This is a genomic window from Streptomyces sp. NBC_00704, from assembly GCF_036226605.1.
In the GTDB taxonomy this organism is placed as follows: Bacteria; Actinomycetota; Actinomycetes; order Streptomycetales; family Streptomycetaceae; genus Streptomyces.
The window spans coordinates 5,650,641-5,672,367 of the sequence record NZ_CP109000.1 but is presented as its reverse complement, the minus strand read 5'-3'; the positions used below and the strand labels follow the sequence as shown (position 1 = coordinate 5,672,367).

General features: G+C 74.0%; 15 protein-coding genes and 1 pseudogene. 8 read left to right on the top strand and 8 right to left on the bottom strand.

Annotation, left to right across the window (positions count from 1 at the left end; genetic code table 11):
- Position 1 precedes the first annotated feature (1 nt).
- Genes OG802_RS24815 through OG802_RS24805 form a run of 3 tightly spaced genes read left to right on the top strand, consistent with a single transcriptional unit; the run spans position 2 to position 3,458 of the window.
- Positions 2–337: a chorismate mutase gene (locus tag OG802_RS24815; protein WP_329413760.1), complete on the top strand. Its 336-nt coding sequence runs from the start codon at positions 2–4 to the stop codon at positions 335–337.
- Entirely contained in the window at positions 334–2,523 is a 2,190-nt protein-coding gene (gene pabB / locus OG802_RS24810) for an aminodeoxychorismate synthase component I (protein ID WP_329413759.1), read from the top strand. Before OG802_RS24815 ends, pabB begins: the two co-directional genes overlap by 4 nt.
- On the top strand, positions 2,520–3,458 hold the full coding sequence (locus OG802_RS24805) for a prephenate dehydrogenase dimerization domain-containing protein (protein ID WP_329413758.1): 939 nt from the start codon (positions 2,520–2,522) through the stop codon (positions 3,456–3,458). Before pabB ends, OG802_RS24805 begins: the two co-directional genes overlap by 4 nt.
- A gap of 10 nt (positions 3,459–3,468) precedes the next feature.
- On the opposite strand, the gene OG802_RS24800 is transcribed toward OG802_RS24805, so the two are convergent.
- The 8 genes from OG802_RS24800 to OG802_RS24765 all read right to left on the bottom strand — a co-directional run bounded on the left by OG802_RS24800 (position 3,469) and on the right by OG802_RS24765 (position 11,251).
- Positions 3,469–4,131, bottom strand: coding sequence for an NADPH-dependent F420 reductase (locus OG802_RS24800; protein WP_329413757.1), 663 nt, complete (start codon positions 4,129–4,131; stop codon positions 3,469–3,471).
- A 209-nt stretch (positions 4,132–4,340) separates the two neighbouring features.
- Positions 4,341–4,553, bottom strand: coding sequence for an EF-hand domain-containing protein (locus OG802_RS24795; RefSeq protein WP_256916045.1), 213 nt, complete (start codon positions 4,551–4,553; stop codon positions 4,341–4,343).
- Positions 4,554–4,761: 208 nt separating this feature from the next.
- On the bottom strand, positions 4,762–5,946 hold the full coding sequence (locus tag OG802_RS24790; RefSeq protein WP_329413755.1) for a YncE family protein: 1,185 nt from the start codon (positions 5,944–5,946) through the stop codon (positions 4,762–4,764).
- Complete coding sequence (locus OG802_RS24785) at positions 5,946–6,755, bottom strand: polysaccharide deacetylase family protein (protein ID WP_329413752.1); 810 nt, start codon at positions 6,753–6,755, stop codon at positions 5,946–5,948. The genes OG802_RS24790 and OG802_RS24785 overlap by 1 nt, the downstream gene beginning before the upstream one ends.
- Before the next feature lie 152 nt (positions 6,756–6,907).
- Complete coding sequence (locus OG802_RS24780; RefSeq protein ID WP_329413749.1) at positions 6,908–7,411, bottom strand: ATP-binding protein; 504 nt, start codon at positions 7,409–7,411, stop codon at positions 6,908–6,910.
- A 298-nt stretch (positions 7,412–7,709) separates the two neighbouring features.
- Positions 7,710–8,477 carry an enoyl-CoA hydratase/isomerase family protein gene (locus tag OG802_RS24775; RefSeq protein WP_329413747.1) on the bottom strand — a complete coding sequence of 256 codons (768 nt, stop codon included), beginning with the start codon at positions 8,475–8,477 and terminating at the stop codon, positions 7,710–7,712.
- A 98-nt stretch (positions 8,478–8,575) separates the two neighbouring features.
- On the bottom strand, positions 8,576–9,826 hold the full coding sequence (locus tag OG802_RS24770; protein ID WP_443055314.1) for a L,D-transpeptidase: 1,251 nt from the start codon (positions 9,824–9,826) through the stop codon (positions 8,576–8,578).
- A 183-nt stretch (positions 9,827–10,009) separates the two neighbouring features.
- Entirely contained in the window at positions 10,010–11,251 is a 1,242-nt protein-coding gene (locus tag OG802_RS24765; protein ID WP_329413746.1) for a L,D-transpeptidase, read from the bottom strand.
- A gap of 153 nt (positions 11,252–11,404) precedes the next feature.
- Here OG802_RS24765 and glgX point away from each other — a divergent pair, with 153 nt between their 5' ends.
- The 5 genes and pseudogenes from glgX (at position 11,405) to OG802_RS24740 (ending at position 21,568) form a co-directional block, all read left to right on the top strand.
- Positions 11,405–13,639 (top strand): glycogen debranching protein GlgX, encoded by a 2,235-nt coding sequence (gene glgX, locus OG802_RS24760; protein ID WP_329413743.1) that lies wholly within the window; start codon positions 11,405–11,407, stop codon positions 13,637–13,639.
- A gap of 271 nt (positions 13,640–13,910) precedes the next feature.
- The gene (locus OG802_RS24755) at positions 13,911–15,692 is read left to right on the top strand and encodes an ABC transporter ATP-binding protein (RefSeq protein WP_329413742.1); all 1,782 of its coding nucleotides are present in this window, start codon (positions 13,911–13,913) and stop codon (positions 15,690–15,692) included.
- Positions 15,689–17,575, top strand: a complete 1,887-nt coding sequence (locus OG802_RS24750) for an ABC transporter ATP-binding protein (RefSeq protein WP_329413741.1) — start codon at positions 15,689–15,691, stop codon at positions 17,573–17,575. Before OG802_RS24755 ends, OG802_RS24750 begins: the two co-directional genes overlap by 4 nt.
- A gap of 97 nt (positions 17,576–17,672) precedes the next feature.
- Positions 17,673–19,394 (top strand): annotated as a pseudogene (locus tag OG802_RS24745) (ABC transporter ATP-binding protein); the annotation flags it as partial.
- A gap of 347 nt (positions 19,395–19,741) precedes the next feature.
- Positions 19,742–21,568 carry an ABC transporter ATP-binding protein gene (locus tag OG802_RS24740; RefSeq protein ID WP_329413740.1) on the top strand — a complete coding sequence of 609 codons (1,827 nt, stop codon included), beginning with the start codon at positions 19,742–19,744 and terminating at the stop codon, positions 21,566–21,568.
- The last annotated feature ends 159 nt before the right edge of the window (positions 21,569–21,727 follow it).

Below are 21,727 nucleotides of genomic sequence, written 5' to 3'. Positions count from 1 at the left end.
GATGATCACGTCTGGTGCGGCGGCCGGCGAGGCCGAGGCCGCCACGGTGCTGGGTCCGCTGCGCGACCGGCTCGACGAGCTGGACCGCCGGCTGCTCGCCCTCGTCGTCGAGCGGATGGACCTCTGCCTGGACATCGCCAGACTCAAGGCCGAGCACGGGATCCCCATGATGCAGCCCTCGCGCGTCGGGCTCGTCGTCGGCCGGGCCCGCGCCCACGCCGCCGCGCACGGACTGCCCGAGGAGTACCTCGGCGACCTGTACGAGCGGATCGTGGCCGAGACGTGCGCCCAGGAGGACGTGCTGATCGCCGAGCTGGACGGGGCCGGGGAGCGGTGAAGGTCCTCGTCGTCGACAACTTCGACTCCTTCACCCTCAACATCGCCCAGTACCTGTACGAAGTGACCGGCGTGCAGCCGCTCGTGGTGCCCAACACGACCCGCTACGACGACCTGCCGCTCGACGAGTGCGGCGCCGTCGTCCTGTCGCCGGGCCCCGGACGGCCGTCGCGGGAGGCCGACTTCGGCGTCTGCCGCGAGATCCTCGCGCGCTGCGCGCTGCCGCTGCTCGGCGTCTGCCTGGGACACCAGGGGATAGCCGAGTTCTTCGGCGGACGCACGGTCCACGCGCCGGTCCCCGCGCACGGCGTCGTCGACACGGTCGCCCACGTGGGCACCGGGCTGTTCGCGGGGCTGCCGCAGGACCTGCCGGTGGTGCGCTACCACTCACTGGTCAGCACCGACCTGCCCGACTCCCTGGAGCGCACCGCGTGGACGCGGGACGGGCTGGTCATGGCCCTCGCGCACCGTTCCCGGCCGGTGTGGGGCGTGCAGTTCCACCCGGAGTCCGTCGAGTCGGCGGGCGGCCACGGCCTGCTCGCCAACTTCGTCGCGCTGGCCGCCCGGCACCACGCCGGGGAGGACGCGCGGCCGCCCGCCTCCCCCGCCGCCGGCGGGCGGACGGCCGCCGAGCCGCCGTCGGTGACGGCGTTCCGCGGGGCGGGCGGTGCGCTGCGGATGCGGCTGGAGGCCGAGGCCTTCACCACGCCGGACACGCCCGAGGAGTTCTTCCACCGGCACTGCGCCGGCCGCCCCTACGCGTTCTGGCTCGACTCCGAGGGCAGCGAGCATCCCGGCTCCCGGTACTCGCTGATGGGCGCCTGGGGCGAGCCGGGCGACGTCGCCCTCGGCTACGACCTCGCCGCACGCCGTCTCACGCTGCGCGGCCCCGGCCGCACCGAGGAGGTGACCGGCGACGTCTTCGCGCTGCTGGAGGAGATCGTCGACGCCGTGGAGGTCACGGCGCCCGCGGACTGGCCGCTGCCGTTCCGCGGCGGTCTGGTGGGCTGGTTCGGGTACGAGCTGAAGGCGCTCACCACGGGCGTCGAGCGGCACTCCTCGCCGGAGCCCGAGGCGTGGTTCCTGCACACCCGCGCGTTCACCGTCTTCGACCACCGGCGCGGCGTCGCCCTGGCCTGCCGGCTCGTCCCCGAGGACGGGGAGGGGACGCCGGACCGCGCGCCCGGCGCCGGCGCGGACCGGGCCGTCCCCGCCCCGCTCACCGCCCCGCTCGCCGCCCCGGCCGCTCCCGCGACGACGGCCGCGGCGACGAACGCGACGGCCGCGGCGAGCACGGCGGACGCGGGCGGTTCCGCCGCCTACGCGCCCGGTCCGGTGTCCGAGCGGCTGCTGGAGCTGCGCGACGACCGGGCCGCGTATCTGGCGAAGATCAAGGAGAGCCAGCGCCTCATCACCGACGGCGAGAGCTACGAGATCTGCCTCACCAACAGCGCCGAACTGACCGGCGTGGGCGCCGGACTGCCCGCCTACTCGCGGATGCGCACGGTCAGCGCGGTGCCCCGCGGCGCCTATCTGCGGGCCGGGGACGTCGAGGTGCTGTGCTCCTCGCCGGAGACCTTCCTCCGGGTGGACGAGAGCCGCATGGTGGAGTCCCGGCCGATCAAGGGCACCCGGCCGCGCGGGGCGACGCCGCAGGAGGACGCGGCGCTGCGGGAGGACCTGCGGTCCTCGCGCAAGGACCGCGCCGAGAACCTGATGATCGTCGACCTGGTGCGCCACGACCTCAACTCGGTGTGCGTCCCGGGCAGCGTCCACGTCCCGCACGCGTTCACGATCGAGAGCTACTCCTCCGTCCACCAGCTGGTGTCGACGGTGCGCGGACGGCTGCGGCGCACCGAGTCGGCGCTCTCGGCGGTGCGGGCCTGCTTCCCGGGCGGTTCGATGACGGGCGCGCCGAAGAAGCGGACCATGGAGATCATCGACGAGCTGGAGGGCGCCGCGCGCGGTGTCTACTCGGGCGCGCTGGGCTGGGTGTCCTTCTCGGGCGCGCTCGATCTGAACATCGTGATCCGTACCGCGGTGGTGCGCGAGGGCACGGCCCGCTTCGGCGTCGGCGGTGCGATCACCGCGCAGTCCGACCCGGACGAGGAGTACGAGGAGACCCTGGTGAAGGCGAGCGTGCCGTACTTCGGGCTGCGCGGCTGGCAGCGGCAGGAGCAGGAGTGAGCGGCCCGGACGCGGGCGGCGCGGTGGCGGGGCGGCGGGTCGTGCTGCTGGGCGCGGACGGCACGGTCGGCCGCTGGTACCGCACGCATCTCCTGGCCGGCGCCGACACGGTGACGACCGCCGGCCTCGGCGCCGGCGCCGACCACCGCGGTGACGCGCGCACGCCCGGCGCGGGGTTGCGCGAGGCCGTCGCCGCCGCCGACGAGGTGGTCCTCGCGCTGCCGGAGGACGTCGCCGCCGCGTGCCTGGGGTGGCTGGCCGGGTGCACCGGGCCCGGGACGGTGGTGGTGTCCACCTGCTCGGTCCAGCTGCCGTTGTTCGAGGCCGCGTCGCAGCGGGGGCTCCGCGCTCCGCTGCGCGGCGTCAACCCGATGTTCTCGCCCACGCTGCCCTCCGCGGGGCAGTCCGTCGTGGTGATCGCCCCGGACGGCGAGGCGGACGCCCATGTCCGCCGGACGCGGACGCGGCTGGAGGCGGGGTCGATGACGGTCTCCGTCATGGACCCGGCCGGCCACGACGCGGCGATGTCCGTGCTCCAGGCCCTGCCGCACGCGGCGGTGCTGTCGTTCGTGGACGCGCTGCTGGCCGCGCCGGTGGACGTGCCCACGCTGATGCGGATCGCCCCGCCCCCGGCCCGCACCCTGGTGGCGCTGGCCTGCCGCATCCTGGCGGCTCCGCCCGAGATCTATTGGGACATCCAGCGGGCCAACGCGCTGGGCGGCGAGCGCCGCAAGGAGTTGTCGTCCTCCCTGCTGCGGCTGGACGCGCTCGTCGAGGCGGACCGGGCCGACGACTTCCGCGCCGCGCTCGCCTCGGCGGCGCGGGGCCTGGGACCGTACGCCGCCGAGGGCGCCGAGGAGTGCCGCGAGCTGTTCGAGCTGATCCAGCGGCGGCGGACGGCCCGGCGGTCCGCCGGGGGCGGGGCGCCGGGCTGAGCGGGCGCGGTCAGCCGCGGAACGCCTCCGGCCGCTGCGGGCTCGCCTCCGCCAGGGCCTCGGCGACCGTCTCGACGCCGGCCCGCAGCCCGTAGACGGGGGTGTCGGGCTGCTGACGCCAGGAGTCGTCGATGCCGCCCGCGTCGACGGTGTCGAAGCCGAGCGCGTCGATGAGGGCGCGCACCTTCGCCTTCGCCGCGGCGTCGTCGCCCGCGACGGGCAGCGCGATCCGGCCGGGGTCGCCGGCCGGCCGCGGGCGGTCCAGGATGTCCTGGGCGTAGGTGCCGTTGAAGGCCTTGACCACGGGATGGCCGAGCCGGTGTTCGACCCAGCGGCTCTCGGTGAGGCCCTCGTCCTCGATGGCCGCGATCCGGCCGTCGCGCTGCCGCGGGTAGTAGTTGTTGGTGTCGATGACGACCACGCCGTCGGCCGCGCCGTCCAGCAGGTCCGACGGCAGGTCGGGGACGGCCTTCAGCGGGACCGTGACCACCACGATCTCGGCGTCGCGCGCCGCCTCGCCGACCGTCACGGGCGTCGCCCCGGTCTCCTTCGCGAGGTCGGTGAGCGTCTGCGGGCCGCGTGAGTTGGCGACCGCGACGTCGTGGCCGAGGGCGCTGAGACGCCGGGTGAGGTTGCCGCCGATGTTGCCCGCGCCGATGATGCCGATCTTCATGACAGGTCCTGCCTTCCGATGCGATCCGGGGACGGTGAGCGATCCAGAGGACGGTGGGCGCTCCACTTGAATGCACACGCATGCGTCTGGACGGCGTCAACCAGGTCCCGCGGGCGCCTATTCCGCGCCCCGCCGCGTTCCCTTCCCCACGGCGAAGGGGGCGCCGCTCGTGCGGCGCCCCCTTCACCGATTCGGCTCGGCGAGCCGGCTCACTTGTCGAGGTGGGCCCAGAACTCGTCGAACGACAGAACCTTGTCGCCGTCGAGGTCACGGCTCTTGATGATGACCTCGGCCACCGACTCCGTGACGTTCCAGTCGCCGCCCTGGGCCAGGGCGGTCTTGAACTCGGCCGCGGTGATGTAGCCGTCACCGTCCGTGTCGATCCGCTGGAACTGCTTGCGCGCCTCTTCGATGTCGGCCACCGATCCGCCCCTCTTGACGATGCCTTGCGGTCATACGTGCTGTCTTGCCTGTCCTGCTGACGCAGGTCAGATTAACGGCCCCCGCGGGCGCGTGGCGCGCCGCCCACCCGGGAGCCGCCCGGGAGCCGCCTCACACGGTGGCTCCCGGGTGGACGCGAGCGGCGGGATCCGGCGGATCCGGCGGATCCGGCGGATCCGGCGGGGGCGTCTACCGGAAGACGCCCGTGTGGCCGAGCGAGTAGCGGCCGGGCTGGGGGTAGACGGCCAGGCCGTGGGGTCCGCTGCCGACCTTGACGCGGGCGAGCTGGCGTCCGGTGCGGGTGTCGATGGCGTACACCTCGGAGTTGTAGCGGCCCGACAGCCACAGGACCTTGCCGTCGGCCGAGACGCCGCCCATGTCGGGGCTGCCGCCCTGCGGGAGGCGCCACTTGTCGGTGACCTCGTTCGCGGCGAAGTCGAAGACCGAGACGGTGCCCTCGCCGCGGTTCGACACGTACATCGTGCGGGAGTCGCGGCTGACGTAGAGCCCGTGGCAGCCCTTGCCGGTGGGCAGGAACGCCGGCTTGCCGAACGTGTCGCCGTCGACGATCCACATCCCGTCGGCCTTCATGTCCGCGATGTAGAAGCGCTTCCCGTCCGGGGAGACCTTGACGTCCTGCGGCATCGCGCCCCGGAAGGGCAGCTTCTGCTGGGCGACGACCTTCATCTTCTCGGTGTCGACCTTGAGCAGCTCGCCGCTGAACTCGCAGGACACGATGAAGTACCTCCCGTCGAGGGAGAAGTCGGCGTGGTTGACGCCGTAGCAGGTGACCGGTTCGGTCTTGACGCGCTTCATGGTGTGCGGGTCGCGGAAGACGAGTTCGCGGTCGAGGGAGGCCATGACGACGGCGTACTTGCCGTCGGGCGTGAAGTAGAGGTTGTACGGGTCGTGCACCTCGACCGACTTGCCGGTCTTCCCGGTCATGGGGTCGATGGGAGTGAGGGTGTTGCCGCGGTCGTTGTTCACCCAGAGCGTCTTCAGGTCCCAGGAGGGCACGACGTGCTGCGGCTGGCGTCCCACCCGGAGGGTGTCGATCACCTGGTACGTCTTCGGGTCGATGACGGACACGGTGTCGGACTCGGTGTTGGGGACGTAGACCCGGGAGGGGAAGTCGCGGACCACCGGGGAGAGCCGGTTCGGGCGGTCCGCGGCGTAGACGTCCTTGGGGTCCAGCACGGGCGGCATACCGGGCAGCCCGTCGACGGCGGGCTTGCGCACGGTCTTCTTCGCCGGGGCGGGGGCGGCGGCCCTGGTGGCGCCGTCCGGGCCGGCCTTGGTCGCGGCGCCGCAGGCGGCGAGGACGGCGAGCGCCGCGCCGGTGAGCAGGGTGCGTGTGACGAGGTTCGGGTGCATCAGCCGATCAGCTCCGTGGCAGTGACCGCGCGCAGGCGGCGGCGGGCGAGTTCGTCCAGCAGGACGGGGAGGGCGGCGACCGTGTCCGCGTAGCCGAAGTGCAGGCTCACGACGGATCCGTCGCGGACCCCGCCGAGGACGTTGCGGGTGACGGCGGGGGCGCCGGGCGAGGTGAAGTCGAGGGAGTCGACGTCGTAGGAGAGGACGTGCGGATATCCGGCGCGCCGGGCGAGCCGTTCGACGAGGGGGGAGGCGCGGGCGGCGCGGGAGGGGCGGAACCAGGTGCCGACGGACCCGGTGAGCCTGCGCAGCCGGTCGGCGCACCCGGTGATCTCGGCCGTCGCGTCGGCCTCGGACATGGCGTTGACGTCGAGGTGGCGCAGGGTGTGGTTGCCGAGGTCGTGGCCGCCGTCCAGGATCCGGCGGGCGATGCCGGGGTGCTCGTCGAGCCAGGTCCCGACGGCCAGCACGGTGACGCGTGCGCCGTGCCGTTCGGCCTCGTCGAGCAGGGCGCGGGCGACGGCGGGGTCGCCCTGGCCGTGGAAGGTGAGGGCGACGCGGGGACGGTCGCGGGCCCCGTGCGCGATCTGGACGGGCTGTCCGGGGAAGGCGCGCGGCGAGGGCGCGGCGAGGGGGCGGGCCGCCCTGCCGGGGGCGGCCGGCGCGGACGGGGCGGCGTCGTGGGCGGCGACGGCGGCGGAGGGGGCGGCCGGGGAGGCGGCCGGGGGTGAGCAGGCGGCCGCGAGCGCGCCTCCGGCGACGAGCCCGGCGCCCGCCCGCAGCGCGGAACGGCGGTCGGATGTGGTCATCCCTCCCATTTAAGGGGTGATATGCCGCAATCCGGGCGATTGACGCAGCCCGCCGTCCGACGCCTTACCCGTTCCTTGCCCGCACGGGCGGGCCCGCTCCCGCTGCCGTCCGCGGCCCGTCGCCGGTACGGGAGCGGTCGGGCGCGGGCCGTCTACCGGTCGGCGACACGCATCTCGAACCAGGTCGTCTTGCCGCGGGGCAGCAGGTCGACGCCCCAGCGGTCGGACAGCTTGTCGACGAGGAACAGGCCCCGGCCGCTGACGTCCATCTCCTGGACGGGCATCAGACAGGGCAGGCCGCGGGAGGGGTCGCGGACCTCGACGCGGATCCAGCCGCGCCGCCGCCGCATCCGCAGCCCGAACATCCGGGCGCCGGTGTGCCGTACGGCGTTGCCGACGAGTTCGGAGACCAGCAGGACCGTGTCCTCGGTCATCTTCGGCGTCAGTCCCCAGTGGCGCAGGACGACGACCTGGGCCAGCCGGCGGGCCGAGGCGGCGGACTCGGGACGGGACGGCAGTGAGACCTCGCCCTCCGTGGGATTGCCGAACAACTCCAGCGCCTTGAGCGCCCGTTCGTCCTCGACCGCAGGCGACCAGCGCGCCGCGGCAGCACGGCTGTGTCCCCGCGGCTGTCCGATGCCCTCCAGCCCCGCCATGCCCCCATCATGGCCGCCCGCCGGGCCCCCCGGGGCCGTTCCGCCGGAATACGCCCCCCGCGCGCGACCCCTCCCCATCAGGCGTCCGACGTGCGACGGAGCCGGGACGGGCACCGGGGCACCCGCGCCCACCTGCGAGGACGGCGTGCCGGAGAGTGACCGGCGATCACCGCCGGCTACACGGTCCCGACCGTCCCGCGAGGCCCCCTCGAGGGCGCGGAAACCGCCCCTTCGGGGGACCCGGGTGAGACGTCTCGTCAAGGGCAAGCGCTTCCGGCGGCCCGGAAGGAGACGATGATCACAGGAACGTGGCCTTGCCCGGGCCCTCCTCCACGAAGCTGCGCATGCCGGTCTCGCGGTCGGCGGTCGCGAAGAGACCCGCGAACCAGTTGCGTTCGACCGCCAGGCCCGTCTCGATGTCCGTCTCCAGACCGGTGTCGACCGACTCCTTGGCGGCGCGCAGCGCGATCGCCGGGCCCTTCGCCAGCCTGGCGGCCCACGCGTGCGCCTCGGCGTACACGTCGGCGGCCGGGACGACCCGGTCCACCAGGCCGAGGGCGAGCGCCTCGTCGGCCTTGACCATGCGGCCCGTGAAGATGAGGTCCTTGGCCTTGGAGGGGCCGATCAGCCGGGAGAGCCGCTGGGTGCCGCCGGCGCCGGGAATGAGGCCGAGCTGGATCTCGGGCTGGCCCAGCTTCGCGTTGTCCCCGGCGATCCGGAAGTCCGCGCACAGCGCCAACTCGCAGCCGCCGCCCAGCGCGTAGCCGGTGACGGCCGCCACGACGGGCTTGGGGATGCGGGCGACGGCCGTGAAGGAGTCCTGGAGGGCGCGGGCGCGCACCACCATGGCGGCGTGGTCCATCGCCTGCATCTCCTTGATGTCCGCGCCCGCCGCGAACACCTTCTCGCCGCCGTACAGGACGACCGCGCGGACGTCGTCACGACGGCCGGCCTCCTCGGCGAGTTCCTTGAGACGGTCCTGGGTGGCCACGTCCAGCGCGTTCATGGGCGGGCGGTCGAGACGGATCGTGCCGACGCCGTCGGCGACTTCGAGATTCACGGTCATGCCAGCAGGTTAACCACCATTAACGACGACGGGCCCGGTGCCGTGGGTCACAGCACCGGGCCCGTCGGGAGGGCGCGCCCTCCGGGGCGTCCGCCGTCCTACTTCTTCCACTCCGCCCAGGGGATGTTCCAGCCGTTGAGGCCGTTGGCGGGGTCGACGGTCGGGTCGGTGGAGTTCTTCACGACCACCACGTCGCCGACGATCGAGTGGTCGAAGAACCACGCGGCCGCGACGGAGCTGTCGTAGCCGCCGCGCACGTCGCGCAGGCCGATGCAGCCGTGGCTGGCGTTGTAGTTGCCGAAGGCGTCGCCGCCCCAGTAGTTGCCGTGCACGAAGGTGCCGGAGTTGGTCAGGCGGACAGCGTGCGGGACGTCCTTGATGTCGTACTCGCCGTCGTAGCCGACGGTGTCGCCGTTCATCCGGGTCACGGTGAACTTCTCGCTCATGACCATCTGGCCGTTCCAGGTGGCGTAGCCCGGCTTGCCGGTGGTGACCGGGATGGTCCTGACGACCTTGCCCTCCTGCGTGACCTTCATCGTGTGCTTCTTGGCGTCCACGACGGACACCTGGTTGCGGCCGATGGTGAAGGAGACGGTCTTGGACTGCTTGCCGTAGACGCCCTTGCGGCCCTCGACGCCGTCCAGGTTCATCTCGACCGTCACCTTGGTGCCGGCCTTCCAGTACTTCTCCGGGCGGAAGTCGAGGCGGTCGTTGCCGAACCAGTGGCCCTCGACCTCGACGGCCGGCACCGTCGTGACCTTGATGGCCTTCTCGACGTCGTCCGGCTTGGTGATGCCCCGCGTGAAGTTGACCGAGAACGGCATCCCGACGCCGACGGTCGAGCCGTCCTCGGGCGTGAAGTTGCCGATGAAGGTGTTCTGCGGGCTCAGCGTGGTGAAGGACGAGTCCTCGGCGGCCGTCCGGCCCGCGGAGTCCTTGGCGACCGCGTGCACCTGGTAGGCGGTGGACGCGGCCAGGTGGGTGGCGGGCGTCCAGCCGGCGCCGTCGGCCGAGATCGCGCCCTCGATCTTCCTGCCCTTGGTGTCCTTGACGGTCACCTCGGTCAGCTTGCCCTTGGCCGCGGTCACCTTCAGGGCGCCGCTGGTGTCCACGTCCTTGGCGCCGCTCTTCGGGGCGATCGTGACGACCGCCTCCGACTGCTTGCTCTGCGCGGCGGTCGTCGCGCCCTTGCCGCCGTCGCCGCCGGCCTTGGCGTCGGATCCGGAGCCGTCACCGCCGCCGCACGCCGTGACGGCGAGCAGTATTCCGCCGGCGAGCAGCGCCAGCCGCCTGTTGCGGCCGCGTGAGCGCCCCCCAACCGACGCCCCCCGTATCGGTCCCACGTTCAAAGTCCTTCTCCCCACTCCCCCGGGCCCTCCCCGGGCCGCACAGCGACGCGTCCCCCGCGTTCGCCGCATATTAACCACAAGGTCAGCGGCCTGGACGCGCCGAAAATGTCACCGTTCAGTCCCAACTTGGACCATGGGACAGCGGGGAAGGTTGCCCCCGGGGGGGCGGGGACTTTCCGCGGGTCAGTCCGCGGAGGCGGCCGTCCACTCCTTCCAGGTCATGTTCCAGCCGCCGAGACCGTTGTCCGGGGCGACCTGCTTGTCCTTGCTGTGGACGACCTCGATGACGTCCCCGACCAGGCTGCGGTCGAAGAACCAGCCCGCGGGCGTGTCCGAGGAGCCGCCCTTGACGTCGCGCAGGCCGACGCAGCCGTGACTGACGTTGGCGCGGCCGAACACGTCGTCCGCCCAGTAGTTGCCGTGCAGAAAGGTGCCGGAACTGGTCAGGCGCATGGCGTGCGGCACGTCCGGGATGTCGTACTCGCCCTTGCCGTTCGCCTTCCTGAAGCCGACCGTGGCGCCGTTCATCCGGGTCAGCTCCAGCATCTCGCTCACCACCATCCTGCCGTTGTAGGTGGTGTTCTTCGGCGCCCCGGCCGTGACGGGCACGGTGGCCAGCAGTTCCCCGTCGCGCCGGACCTCCATGGTGTGCTTCGCCGCGTCGACCAGCGACACCTGGCTGCGGCCCACGGTGAACGAGAACGACTTCTGCTGTAGCCCGTAGACGCCGGGCGCCGCCTCGACGTCGCGCAGCCCCAGCGCCACCGTGACCCGGGTGCCGGGCTTCCAGTACTCCTCGGGCCGGAAGTCGAGCCGGGCCCTTCCGAACCAGTGCGGCCGGACCTCCACCGGCGGCTGCGCCGTGACCCGGACGGCGCGTTCGACGGCCGCCCGGTCGACGATCTCCCGGTTGAACTCCAGCGAGACGATCATGCCGGTGCCCACCGTCGAGCGGTCCTCGGGCGTGACGTAGCCGATGAAGCGCTTGTCGGGGACGAACGTGGTGAACGTGGTGTGACGGGCCGAGCGGTCGCCGTCCCCGTCGAGGGCGACCACGTCCACCGTGTAGCGGGCCGCGAGGCCCAGCCGGTCGTCGTCCGGCCGCCAGCTCAGCCCGTCCGCGGCGATCCTGCCCTTCACCTCCGTCTCCTCGGCGTCCTGCGACCGGACGACCTTCACCGACTCCAGCCGCCCCTCGGGCACCCGCACCCGCAGGCGCTCCCCGGGACGCACGCCCTTGGCGCCGTCCAGCGGGGTGACGCCGATGACGTCCTCGGGGGCCGGCGGTTTGCCGAGCATCCGGTCGAGTCCGCTGCGGCTGTCGCCGCCGGTGCAGCCGGCGGCCCCGGCCAGTAGTCCTGCCCATGTCAGTACGGCGGCCAGTGCGACCCCCGCGCGCCGTGCGCGCCCATGTACGTGCCTCACGGCGTGCCCAACGACCGGGCACGCCTCGGGGAAACGTGAGTGCGAGGGCCGCTCTGGGCAGGAATGGAGGGAGGACGACACGACGGGGAGCCGCGGCAGGGACACCGCGCGCCCCGCACCCCCGTCGTCCCACGAGCCGCGGGAGGCTGAACGGTGTCCAGCGCAGCCGAGCAGGAGGCGGTGGCGGCCCAGCGCGCCACGCCGGCCACCGTCGTGAACGGTGCGCCGCGCAAGGTGCCGGGCCCACCCGTGCGGCCGGGTGCGCCGACGCCCCTGGGCGCCCGGTTCAGGGTCGGCCCCGACGGGGTCGCGGGCACCAACTTCGCCCTGTGGGCGGGCGGGGCGGAGGCGGTCGACCTGTGCCTGTTCGACGAGGCCGGACGCGAGACCCGCGCCCGGCTCACCGAACTCACCCACGAGATCTGGCACGGCTTCCTGCCCGGCGTCATGCCGGGCCAGCGGTACGGCTACCGGGTGCACGGCCGCTGGGACCCGTGGACCGGCGGCCGCTGGAACCCGGCCAAGCTGCTCCTCGACCCGTACGCCCGCGCGGTGGACGGCGAGTTCGCGCTGCCCGCGGAGGTCTACGGGCATGTGCGCGACTGGCCCCAGCAGCAGGTCGCCGACACCGTGCGCGACGAACGCGACTCCGCGCCGCACGTCCCCAAGGGCGTCGTCGTCCACGACGACGACGACTGGGCCGACGACCGCCGCCCGAAGACGCCCTGGGCGGACTCCGTGATCTACGAGCTGCACGTGCGCGGCTTCACCCGGCTCCACCCGGGCGTCCCCGAGGAACTGCGCGGCACCTACGCCGGGCTCGCCCACCCCGCGGCCGTCGGCCATCTGACGCGGCTCGGCGTGACGGCGGTGGAGCTGCTGCCCGTCCACCAGTTCGCGCACGAGGACCATCTGCTGCGCCGCGGCCTGAAGAACTACTGGGGCTACAACTCGATCGGCTACTTCGCCCCGCACGCCGCCTACTCGTCCGCGGGCACGACGGGACAGCAGGTCGGCGAGTTCAAGCGGATGGTGCGCGCGCTGCACGCGGCCGGCATCGAAGTGATCCTCGACGTCGTCTACAACCACACGGCCGAGGCCGGCGAGCTGGGCCCGACCCTGTCGCTCAAGGGCGTCGACAACCGCGGCTACTACCGGTTGCAGGCCGACGCCCGGCGCTACGCCGACTACACGGGCTGCGGCAACACCCTGCACGTGGTCCAGCCGCACGTGCTGCGGCTGATCACCGACTCGCTGCGCTACTGGGTGACGGAGATGGGCGTCGACGGCTTCCGCTTCGACCTCGCGGCGGCGCTCGCCCGCTCCATGCACGACGTCGACATGCTGTCCCCGTTCCTCGCGGTCATCGCGCAGGACCCGGTGCTGCGCCGGGTGAAGCTCATCGCCGAGCCGTGGGACGTCGGTTCCGGCGGCTACCAGGTGGGCGCGTTCCCGCCGCTGTGGACGGAGTGGAACGACCGCTACCGCGACACCGTGCGCGACTTCTGGCGGCACGCGCTGCCCGACGTGCGGGAGATGGGCTACCGGCTGTCCGGGTCCAGCGACCTGTACGCCTGGGGCGGCAGGCGCCCGTACGCCTCCGTCAACTTCGTGACCGCGCACGACGGTTTCACCCTGCGCGACCTGGTGTCCTACGAACGCAAGCACAACGAGGCCAACGGCGAGGGCAACCGGGACGGCACGGACGACAACCGCGCCTGGAACGGCGGCGCCGAGGGCGAGACCGCCGACGACGCCGTACGGGCCCTGCGCCGGCGGCAGTTGCGCAACCTGCTCACGACCCTGCTGCTGTCGACGGGCGTGCCGATGCTGGTCGCGGGCGACGAGCTGGGGCGCACCCAGCAGGGCAACAACAACGCCTACTGCCAGGACAACGAGATCAGCTGGCTGGACTGGGGGCTGCTGGACGACCCGGGCTGGCGGGCCCTGTTCGACCTCGCCTCACGGCTGATCGCGCTGCGCCACCGCCACCCGGTGCTGCGCCGCCGCGCCTTCTTCTCCGGCCGGGCGCACTCGGCGGACGGGCTGCGGGACCTGGCCTGGTTCACGGAGCGGGGCACGGAGATGACGGAAGGGGACTGGTACGCGCCCGCCGCGACGCTGGGGATGTACCTGTCGGGGCGGGACATCCCCGGCCGGGACGAGCAGGGGGCCCCGATCACCGACGACAGCTTCCTCGCCGTCCTGCACGCCGGGGACCGGCCGGTCGACTTCGTCCTGCCGGGGCCGCCGTGGGCCGAGCGCTACGAGGTGGTCGTCGACACCTCGCGCGAGAACCAGGACGAGGCGCCGGGCGTGACGCTGCCCGCGGGGGTCGCGGTCACGGTGCCGGGGCGGGCGGTGCTCCTGCTGAGGGTGACGGGCTGAGCCGGCGCCCCGCCCGCGGGCCCTTCCCCGCCCGCGAGCCGTTCGCCGCCCGGGGCGCGGGCGTCGCGGCGGGGGCGCCGCCCGCCCGTCGCGACGGCTCGCTCGAACGCGTGTCGGCCGATCGGTGGATGTGCCGGTGCGACCCCTCGAACCGCGGGTCGTAGGACCTGCGGTTCGAGGGGTCGCACCGCAGGTCGTAGGACCTGCGACCGAGCCCGGCCGGGCCGAAACTCGGTGGGCGATGTCAGTGCCGGTCCGTAGGCTCGCAGTGATGGCCCAGACACGTGCAACCCCCGCCCCCGACCGCTCCGCCGTACGGTCCCTGCTGCGCCTGTGGCCGTACGTCCGCCCCGTACGGGCGCGGCTGTTCACGGCCGCCCTCGTCGCCGTGCTGGCCTCCTGCACGGGGCTGGTGATCCCGCTGGTCCTGAAGTGGATGGTGGACGGCCCGGTGGCGGACCGGGACACCTCCGGGGTCTGGCTGGGGGCGCTCGTCCTGCTGCTGCTCGGTCTCACGGAGGCGCTGCTGTTCGGGATACGGCGCTGGCTGGTGGCGCGTCCGCTGGCGCACGTCGAGGCGGAGATGCGGGCCGAGCTGTACGGGCGGCTGCAACGGCTGCCGGTGGCGTTCCACGACCGGTGGGCGTCGGGCCAGCTGCTCTCGCGGGCGACGGCCGATCTGGGGCTGATCCGGATGTTCCTCGCCTTCCCGCTGACGTTCCTGCTGGTCAACTCGGTGACGATCGTCTTCGGCGTTGTCGTCATGCTGGTCCAGGACTGGACGCTCGGGCTGGTCATCCTGGGGCCGGCCGTCCCCGTCGTCGTGATGTGCGTGTACTTCGAGCGCCGGTACGCGCTGGTGGCGCGGCGGGCGCAGGACCAGGTCGGGGACCTGACGACGGTGGTCGAGGAGAGCGTCCTCGGCATCCGCGTCATCAAGGGCTTCGGCCGGCACCGCACGCAGGCGCGCGCCTTCCGGGAGCTGTCCTCGACGCTGCGCGGCACGGAGCTGGCCAAGGCGCGGCTGCTGGCCACGATCTGGGCGGTCATCGTGACGCTGCCCGAACTGGCCATCGGGGCCGCGCTGGTGCTGGGGGCGGTGCGGGTCGCGGACGGGGACCTGTCCGCGGGCACCCTGGTCGCCTTCCTGTCCACCGCGCTCGCGCTGCGCTGGCCGGTCGACTCGATCGGGTTCCTCCTCGCGATGAGCCAGGAGGCGTCGACGGCGAGCGAGCGGTACTTCGAGGTGATGGACGAGGAGCCGGAACGGGACGCGGCGGTGCGGTCGGCGCCGGCGTCCGACACCGGGCTGCGCTTCGACGGCGTCGTCTTCCGCTACCCGGACGCCGTCCCCGGTTCCCGGCCCGTCCTCGACGGGGTCGACCTGCACGTCCGTCCCGGCGAGTCGATGGCCCTGGTCGGGGCCACCGGCAGCGGCAAGACCACCCTGACGGCCCTCGTGCCCCGGCTGCACGAGGCGACGGCCGGACGCATCACCCTGGACGGCGAGGACGTCGCCGGGCTGCCGCGCGAGGAGCTGCGCGCGCGGGTCGCCGTCGCGTTCGAGGAGCCCACCCTGTTCTCCGCGAGCGTCGGGGAGAACGTCCTGATGGGCGCCGACGACCGGGCGGGCGCCGTCGAGCTGGAGCGGGCGCTGGCCGTGGCGCAGGCCGCGTTCGTGCACGCGCTGCCGCAGGGCGCCGACACCCAGGTCGGCGAGCAGGGGCTCAGTCTCTCCGGCGGGCAGCGGCAGCGGCTCGCCCTGGCGAGAGCCGTGGTGGGCCGCCCCCGGTTCCTCGTCCTCGACGACCCGCTCTCCGCGCTGGACGTGCACACCGAGGCCGCCGTGGAGGCCGCGCTGCGGCAGGTCCTCGCGGACACCACCGCGCTGATCGTCGCCCACCGCCCGTCGACCGTGCTCCTCGCCGACCGGGTGGCCCTGCTGTCCGGCGGTCGGATCGCCGCCGTCGGCACCCATCACGAACTGCTGCGCGACAACCCCGAGTACGCCCACCTCATGTCAGGAACCGGCCGCCAGGAGGACGACCGATGACCGCCTCCGCCACTTCCGCCCCCACGACCGGCGGCGGACCGGACCTGCCCGACGGACCGGACCGACCGGACGGACCGCCGTCGGGCGACGCGCGGGATCCCTTCGACCGGGACGTCCTGCCCACCCCGCCCGGCGCGACCGGCGCGCTGCTGCGCTCCCTGCTGGCCCCCATGCGGGCCCGCGTCGCCCTCACCGCGCTGGTGCTGCTGCTCCAGCAGGCGGCCGTGCAGGCGGGCCCGCTGCTGGTGGCGTACGCCATCGACCGCGCCGTGCCCGCGTGGCGGGGAGCCGACCACGGGCCGCTGGTCGCGGTGGGCGCCGGCTACCTGCTGTGCGCGCTGGCCTCCGGCGGGCTCCAGTACGCGTTCCTCATCGCCTCCGCCCGGATCAGCCAGGACGTGCTGCTCGACCTGCGCGGCCGGATCTTCCGGCACGCGCAGGCGCTGAGCCTGGACTTCCACGAGCGCTACACGTCGGGCCGGCTCATCTCCCGCTCCACCAGCGATGTGGAGGCCCTGCGCGAGCTGCTCGACGAGGGGTTGCAGGAACTCGTCTCGATGGTGCTGTCCTTCGTGTTCATCTCCGCGATGCTGCTCTGGCTGGACCTGGGGCTGGGCGCGGTCGCGGTGGTGTCGTTCGTGCCGCTGTACCAGCTGGTGCGGGTCTACCAGCGCCGCGCGGGACGGGTGTTCACGGCGCGCTCCACCGCGATCGCGGCCGTCATCGTGAAGTTCGTGGAGACCATGAACGGCATCCGGCCGGTGCGCGCCTTCCGCCGCGAGGCGGCCAACGAGGCGGGCTTCCGGGTCCTGAACCGACGGCACGAGCGCAGGAACGGCGACGCGCTGCTGGAGATGGCCCGGTACGTGGTGGGCTCCCGGCTGGTCGCCAACACGGCGGTCGCGCTGATCGTGCTGTGGAGCGCGACCCGGGTCGCGCGGGGCTCGCTGGAACTGGGCGTGCTGGCGGCGGCCGTGCTGTACCTGCGGCGGCTGTACGACCCGATCGACCGGCTCGGCATGTTCCTGAACTCCTACCAGTCGGCCGCCGCCTCGCTGGAGAAGATCGCGGGCCTGCTCGCGCAGCGGCCGTCGGTGCCGGAGCCGTCGGCGCCGAGGGAACTGCCCGCGCCCCGCGGCGGTCTGCCCGGCCGCGAGGTCGTCTTCGACGGGGTCTCCTTCGGCTACCGCACGGGCGGCGAGGTCCTGCCCCGCTTCGACCTGGTGCTGCCCGCCGGTCAGACGGTCGCCGTGGTGGGCTCCACGGGCGCGGGCAAGTCCACGCTGGCCAAGCTGCTCGCCCGCTTCTACGACCCCTCCCGGGGCCGGGTGCTGCTGGACGGGGTCGACCTGCGCGAGCTGGCCGGGCCGGAACTGCGGCGCGGGGTGGTGATGGTGACGCAGGAGGCGTTCCTGTTCTCCGGCACGATCGCCGAGAACATCGCGATCGGGCGGCCGGACGCGTCCCGCGAGGACGTCGAGCGGGCGACGAAGGCGATCGGCGCGCACGAGTTCATCAGCGCCCTGCCGGACGGCTACGACACCGACGTCCGTAAGCGCGGCGGCCGCATCTCCGCCGGGCAGCGCCAACTCGTGGCGTTCGCACGGGCGTTGCTCGCCGATCCGGCGGTGCTGATCCTCGACGAGGCGACCAGCTCGCTCGACGTGCCGGGCGAGCGGGCCGTGCAGGCGGCGATGGCGACGGTGCTGAAGGGCCGCACGGCGGTGGTGATCGCGCACCGGCTGTCGACGGTGGAGATCGCCGACCGGGTGCTCGTCATGGAGCACGGCCGGATCGTCGAGGACGGCACTCCGGCCGAACTCGTCGCGGGCGACGGCCGCTTCGCCGACCTGCACCGCGCCTGGCGCGACAGCCTCGTCTGACCCGACCCCACCCGGCCCGCCCAGACCGAACCGATCGGGCGAAACCGCCCGTCCGCCCCGCCTGCCCGAACCGCCCGCCCGACCCCCGGGGGACTGTGTGATCGACGCCTACGAGGATCCCGGCACGCCGGACAGCCGCGGCGGCTGGTGGTATCTCGCCTGGCTGGTGCGCTGCCAGCCGTGGCGGTCGGCGGCCGGCGCGGTACTGGCCAGCGTCTGGATGGTGCTGATGGCGGTGACGCCCTACCTGCTGGCCAGAGCGGTCGACGACGGGCTGGAGCCCGGCGACACGGCCGCGCTGGCCGGCTGGACGGGGGCCCTGCTCGCCGTGGGCGCGTTCAACGCCTGGGTGAGCGTCATGCGGCACCGCACGATGACCCGGGTGCGCATGGACGCCTACTTCCGCACCACCAAGGTCGTCGTCGGGCACGCGGCGAGCCTCGGGGCCAGGCTCTCGCGCGGGGTGGGCAGCGGCGAGGTCGTCACCATCGGCGTCGGCGACGTGCACACCATCGCGAACTCGCTGACGGTGATCGGGCCCGGCGTGGGCTCGGTCGTGGTGTACGTGTTCGTGGCCGGGCTGCTGCTGTCGGTGTCGCCGCTGCTGGCGGCGGTCGTGCTGCTCGGGATGCCGGTGGTCGCCGGGCTGGTGGGCCCGCTGATGGCGCGGCTTCAGGGCACGGAGGCCGAGTACCGGGAGCGGCAGGGCGTGCTCACCGCGCGGATCGGCGATCTGGCGGGCGGCCTGCGCGTCCTCAACGGCCTCGGCGGCAAGGGGCTGTTCGCGGACGCCTTCCGGCGCGACTCGCAGCGGCTGCGGGAGCAGGGCTACCGGGTCGGCTCGGTCACCAGCTGGATGCAGGCGCTCGGAGTCGGTCTGCCGACGCTGTTCCTCGCGGTGGTGACCTGGCTCGCGGCCCGGCTCGCCGCCCAGGGCGAACTGACGGTGGGCGAGCTGGTGTCGGTGTACGGCTATGTGGCCGTCCTGATCGGGCCGGTGGCGTTCCTCGTCGACATGGGCTACCAGCTCAGCCGGGGTGTGGTGGCCGCCCGGCGGGTCGTCGGCCTGCTGCGCGTGGAACCGGAGGCGGACACCGGGACCGCCGAGCCGCCCGTCAAGCCGTCGGTCCTGCACGATCCCGCCTCGGGCGTGCGGGTGGCGCCGGGCAGACTGACCGCGCTGGTCGGCGCGCGGCACGCGGACGTGACCGCCCTGGTGGACCGGCTCGGCCGCTACGGTCCCACCGACGTCACCTGGGGCGGGGTGCGGCTGGACGCGCTGCCCCTGGACCGGGTCAGGGCCGCGATCCTGGTCGCCGACAACGAGGCCGACCTGTTCACGGGGAGCCTGCGCGAGGTGGTGTCCGGGCGCGGTGAGCCGGGCCCGGCGGCCGTCGCGCGGGCCGTGCGGGCGGCCGCCGCCGACGACATCGTGCGGGGGCTGCCGCAGGGGCTCGACTCGCCCGTGACCGCGCAGGGCCGCAGCCTCTCCGGAGGCCAGCGGCAGCGCGTGCGCCTGGTGCGGGCGCTGCTCGCCGATCCCGAGGTGCTGCTGGCCGTGGAGCCGACGTCGGCGCTCGACGCGCACACGGAGGCGGTCGTCGCCCGGCGGCTGCGGGAGGCCCGCTCCGGCCGGACCACGGTCGTGACCACCACCTCCCCGCTGCTCCTGGACCACGCCGAGACCGTGCACTACCTGGTCGACGGCAAGGTGGCCGCGACCGGCCGCCACGCCGACCTGTTGCACGGCGAGCCGGGCTACCGCGCGCTGGTGGCACGCGACACCGAAGACGCCGAAGACACGGCGGACACCGAGGAAGCCGACGGCACCGATGACACCGCGGAGGCCGAGGACGGCGGCGACGGCGACGCGGGCGGCGGCGAACGCGGCGGCGAAGGCCGCAAGGACAGCGACGAACGCGGCGGCGAAGGCCGCAAGAACAGCGGCGAACACGGCGACGAAGGCCGTAAGGACAGCGACGAACGCGGCGGCTGCGGCGGCCCGGTCGGCGGCGGAACCACCGAGGGCGCCGCGAGCGACGCGAACACCGCCGACGCCCACGGCGGCCGCGGTCCCGTGCGGGCGGAGAGCGTGCGTGTGGAGGCCGTGCCGGCGGAATCCGGGCGGGCGGAGCCGGGCGGCATCGATGGCGAGGAGGCCCTGCGATGACCGAACCGACCGGGAGCACGGCGGCGGGCGACGGCGGCGTGAGCGCCGGGCGGCTGCCGGTCGCCGGGCGGGCCGACGTGCGTCGGGCGGCGGTGCGCCTCGTGCGGGCCGACGGCCGGGCCTTCGCCGCGGTGCTGGCCCTGAACGTCCTCGCCGCCGGGGCGGGTCTGGCCGCGCCGTGGCTGCTGGGCCGGATCATCGACGAGGTGCGCGCCGGGCACGGGACGGGCGTCGTGGACCGGCTGTCGGCGGCCATCGTGGTCTGCGCGCTGGCCCAGCTGCTGCTGGCGCGCTGGGCCCGGTACGCGGGGCACCGCTTCGGCGAGCGCACGCTCGCACGGGTCCGGGAGCAGTTCGTCGACCGGGCGCTGGCGCTGCCCGCGTCGGCGGTGGAGCGGGCCGGCGCCGGGGACCTGACCACCCGGGGCACCGCGGACGTGGCCGCCGTCGGCACGACCCTGCGGGACGCCGGACCCGAGCTGCTGGTCTGCACGGCCCAGGCGCTGTTCACGCTCGCCGCGGTCTTCCTGATCGACCCGCTGCTCGGCGCCGTCGGGGTGCTGGCGCTGACGCCGATCTGGTGCGCGCTGCGCTGGTATCTGCGCCGGGCCCGCGCCGGCTATCTGGCGCAGGGCGCGGCCGACTCGGAGGTCGCCGAGATCGTCACGGCGACGGCGTCCGGGGCGCGCACGGTCGAGGCGTTCCGGCTGCGCGGCCGGCGGACGGCGGCGAGCAGGGAGGCGCTGGAGACCGCGCGCCGCTCCCGCTTCCACACCCTGCGTCTGCGCACGGTGTTCTTCCCGGCGGTGGAGGTGTCGTACTCGCTGCCGGTGGCGGGGGTGCTGCTGCTGGGCGGGGTGCTGCACGCGCGGGGAGGGACGAGCCTGGGCGCGGTGGTAGCGGCGGCGCTGTATCTGCGCCAGTTCACCGAGCCGCTGGACCAGATCCTGATGCGCGTCGAGCAACTGCAGAGCAGCGGCGCCTCGTTCGCCCGCGTGGAGGGCCTGGCGGGGGCGCCGCGCGGCGCGGCCGACGGCGGGGCGCCGGCTCCGGTGGGCGACCGGATCGACGTGCGGGGCGTGCGGTACGCGTACGAGCGCGGCGGCGAGGTGCTGCGCGGGGTCGATCTGACGGTGCGGCCCGGCGAGCGGCTCGCGGTGGTCGGCCCGTCGGGGGCGGGCAAGACCACGCTGAGCAGGCTGCTCGCCGGGGTGGACGCGCCGAGCGCGGGCACCGTGACGGTGGGCGGCGCGCCGGTCGCGGAGCTGGCGCCCGAGACGCTGCGCCGCCAGGTCGTCCTGGTCACCCAGGAGCACCACGTCTTCCTCGGCACGGTCCGCGACAATCTCCTGATCGCCGAACCGGCGGCCGCCGACGAGCAGTTGTGGGCGGCCCTGGAGGCGGTCGGCGCGGCCGGCTGGGTGCGGGAGCTGCCGGACGGCCTGGACGCGGCACTGGGCGGAACCGGCCGGGGCACGGACGGCTCGCAGGCCCAGCAGCTCGCGCTGGCCCGGGTGGTGCTGGCCGATCCGCACACACTGATCCTGGACGAGGCGACGGCCCTGCTGGACCCGACGACGGCCCGGCACACCGAGCGCGCGCTGGCCGCGGTGCTCCGGGGCCGGACCGTGATCGCGATCGCCCACCGGCTGCACACCGCGCACGACGCCGACCGGGTGGCCGTCATGGAGGACGGCCTGCTCACCGAACTGGGCACGCACGAGGCGCTGGTGGCGGGCGACGGCGCGTACGCGGCGCTGTGGCGGACCTGGCACGGGGAGCCGGCCGAGGGCCCGGCCGGGTCCGTTCCGCACCCGTCCTGAGCGCCCGCGCGGGCGGTGTCCGGGGATTTCGGGTGGCCGAAAATCAACGGGTCCGTTTATCGGACATGACTTCCCGGTCAACGGACCGTTTCCGGCCAACTTTCTGACGCGCTCCTGACAGACAGCGCAATCCACTGCCACTCTTCCCACTGCCAGTTC

Bases quoted from the DNA above. Each gene is read 5' to 3' on its own strand.
- OG802_RS24815 (WP_329413760.1), top strand. From the start codon at position 2: ATGATCACGTCTGGTGCGGCGGCCGGCGAGGCCGAGGCCGCCACGGTG.
- OG802_RS24800 (WP_329413757.1), bottom strand. From the start codon at position 4,131: ATGAAGATCGGCATCATCGGCGCGGGCAACATCGGCGGCAACCTCACC.
- OG802_RS24790 (WP_329413755.1), bottom strand. From the start codon at position 5,946: ATGCACCCGAACCTCGTCACACGCACCCTGCTCACCGGCGCGGCGCTC.
- OG802_RS24785 (WP_329413752.1), bottom strand. From the start codon at position 6,755: ATGACCACATCCGACCGCCGTTCCGCGCTGCGGGCGGGCGCCGGGCTC.
- OG802_RS24780 (WP_329413749.1), bottom strand. From the start codon at position 7,411: ATGGCGGGGCTGGAGGGCATCGGACAGCCGCGGGGACACAGCCGTGCT.
- OG802_RS24775 (WP_329413747.1), bottom strand. From the start codon at position 8,477: ATGACCGTGAATCTCGAAGTCGCCGACGGCGTCGGCACGATCCGTCTC.
- OG802_RS24755 (WP_329413742.1), top strand. From the start codon at position 13,911: ATGGCCCAGACACGTGCAACCCCCGCCCCCGACCGCTCCGCCGTACGG.
- OG802_RS24750 (WP_329413741.1), top strand. From the start codon at position 15,689: ATGACCGCCTCCGCCACTTCCGCCCCCACGACCGGCGGCGGACCGGAC.
- OG802_RS24740 (WP_329413740.1), top strand. From the start codon at position 19,742: ATGACCGAACCGACCGGGAGCACGGCGGCGGGCGACGGCGGCGTGAGC.